The sequence below is a fragment of the Micromonospora echinofusca genome, assembly GCF_017614955.1.
Classification (GTDB): Bacteria; Actinomycetota; Actinomycetes; order Mycobacteriales; family Micromonosporaceae; genus Micromonospora; species Micromonospora echinofusca_A.
On the sequence record NZ_WVUH01000577.1, the window covers coordinates 1 to 2,390 of the forward strand.

Genomic DNA, 2,390 nt, shown 5'->3' on the forward strand with positions numbered 1-2,390 from the left:
GCGCTGACACGGTCCCGTCACCCGGCGACCGGCACGGCAGCCGGGCGACCGGGCGACCGGGCGACCGGGCGACCGGGCGACCGGGCAGGGTGTCCCTCACGACCTGTCGAGCTGCACCGTCTGTGCCAGCAGACGTCGACACGGGCGACAGTCGGCCATCCCGCCGCAGCGACACCCGCGCCCTGAGCGCACCTGAGGCCCCCTGAGCGCGCCCTGATCGGCCCTGGATCATCCACTCCAGCTTTCGGGTGATCGGGTCGTCCACCCGATCCGACAGCCCGGCTTCCTGCGGACGGATCGCGGAGGGCCCGCGCGCAGCGGCGTGCCCTCCGGTCGGGTTGCCGCCCGCGTGACGAACACCCCGGCCACCCCCCTGGTCCGGCCAGGCGGACCCCTGCCCGACCGGACCGAGAAAGCCCTTACCTGCACCTGGAGCCGGAATCACATAATCGATAAAAATTAATATGCTGGGAACAAACGAGCAGCTCATCGCCGTTACGCTCGGCTCGTGGCGGTGGGTTGACGGGTCGTTGAGCCGTCGGCCGCATCCTGGCATACGAGCGTACTGTTGCCGGCCGGTATTCGACCGGGAGACAGTACGCCCCACCAGCGGTGCCATCGACGCCGCCGCTCCACTGGCCACCCGAGGAGACCGCGATGGCTCTACGTATCGCTGACGGCACCGCCTGGACCGACGTACTCGCCCGGGCCGTCACCGCCACCCCCGAGGCGTTCGACCCGGCCGCCGACGACGGCACCACCACCCTGCGCAACCTGGTCGAGGGCGGCTGGCAGTCGGTCGGCGCGCCGGCACCGGTACGCACCCCGGTGGACAACACCGTGCTGGTCAACATCCCCCGCCTGGACGCCACCGCCGCCCGTACCGCCGTGCTCGCCGCCGCTGCCGAGCACCGCGAGTGGGCCGCCACGCCGCTCACCGAGCGGAAGGCCCGCGTCAACGCCGCCCTCGACGCGCTGACCGAGCACCGTGACCTGCTGGCCCTGCTGCTGGTCTGGGAGATCGGCAAGCCGTGGCGGCTGGCCTGCGCCGACGTGGACCGGGCGCTGGACGGTGTGCGCTGGTACGTCGAGGAGATCGACCGGATGCTCGCCGACGGCCGCGAGGCGCTGCCCGGCCCGGTCAGCAACATCGCCAGCTGGAACTACCCGATGAGCGTGCTGGTCCACGCCGAACTGGTGCAGCTGCTCGCCGGCAACGCGGTGATCGCCAAGACCCCGTCCCAGGGCGGCGCGGTCTGCCTCACCGTCGCGCACGCGCTGATGCGCCGCGCCGGACTGCCGGCCACCCTGGTCTCCGGCAGCGGCGAGGAACTGTCCGAGGTGCTGGTCCGGGCGCCGGAAATCGGTGCGGTGGCGTTCGTCGGCGGTCGCTCCAACGGGGGCAAGGTGGCCGCCGCCCTGCTGGACAGCGACAAGCGGCACTTCATCGAGCAGGAGGGCCTCAACGCCTGGGGCATCTGGGAGTTCTCCCAGTGGGACCTGCTCGCCGCCCACCTCAAGAAGGGCTTCGAGTACGGCAAGCAGCGGTGCACCGCGTACCCCCGGTTCGTGGTGCAGCGGGACCTGGTCGACGCCTTCCTCGACATGTACCTGCCGGTGGTCCGCTCGGTCCGCTTCGGTCACCCGCTCGCCGTCGGCGCCGACTGGACCGCCGGTGACCCGCTGCCCGAACTGGACTTCGGTCCGCTGATCAGCGGCGCCAAGGCCGACGAGCTGCGGCGCAAGGTCGACGAGGCGGTACGCGGCGGCGCGGTCCCGCTGTACCGGGGCAAGCTGGACGGTGCGCCGTTCCTCGACGGGCAGGACACCTCGGCGTACGTCGCCCCGTCGGTGCTGCTCGCCCCGCCCGGCCGGTCCCGGCTGATGCACGCCGAACCGTTCGGCCCGGTCGACACCATCGTCGTCGTGGACACCACCGACGAACTGCTCGCCGCGATGAACGCCTCCAACGGCGCCCTGGTCGCCTCGCTCGCCTGCGACGACGAGGAACTCGCCGGCAAGCTCGCGGTCGACCTCCAGGCGTTCAAGGTGGGCATCAACAAGCCGCGTTCCCGGGGCGACCGGGCCGAGCCGTTCGGCGGTCGGGGTGCCTCCTGGAAGGGCGCCTTCGTCGGCGGCGACCTGCTGGTACACGCGGTCACCGTGGGCGGCGAGGGCCGGCTCTACGGCAACTTCCCCGACTACAGCAGCTACCCCACCACCTGACGGTGCAAGGAAGGGCCCCTTCTTATCGTTTCCGGTAGGCGGTTTCTGGGGGTCGTCGCAACACCTGATGGCTTATGTGGTTGTCAGTAGATCACGCAGACGCTCGGCTGGGTTGTCCCAGCCGAGCGTCTGTCGTGGGCGGCCGTTGAGTTCCTGGGCGACGT

The 2,390-nt window shown here is 71.2% G+C and carries 1 protein-coding gene; it reads left to right on the forward strand.

The window, feature by feature from the left end:
* Positions 1-657: 657 nt before the first annotated feature.
* Positions 658-2,226, forward strand: a complete 1,569-nt coding sequence (locus tag GSF22_RS32900; RefSeq protein WP_208817809.1) for an aldehyde dehydrogenase family protein — start codon at positions 658-660, stop codon at positions 2,224-2,226.
* The last annotated feature ends 164 nt before the right edge of the window (positions 2,227-2,390 follow it).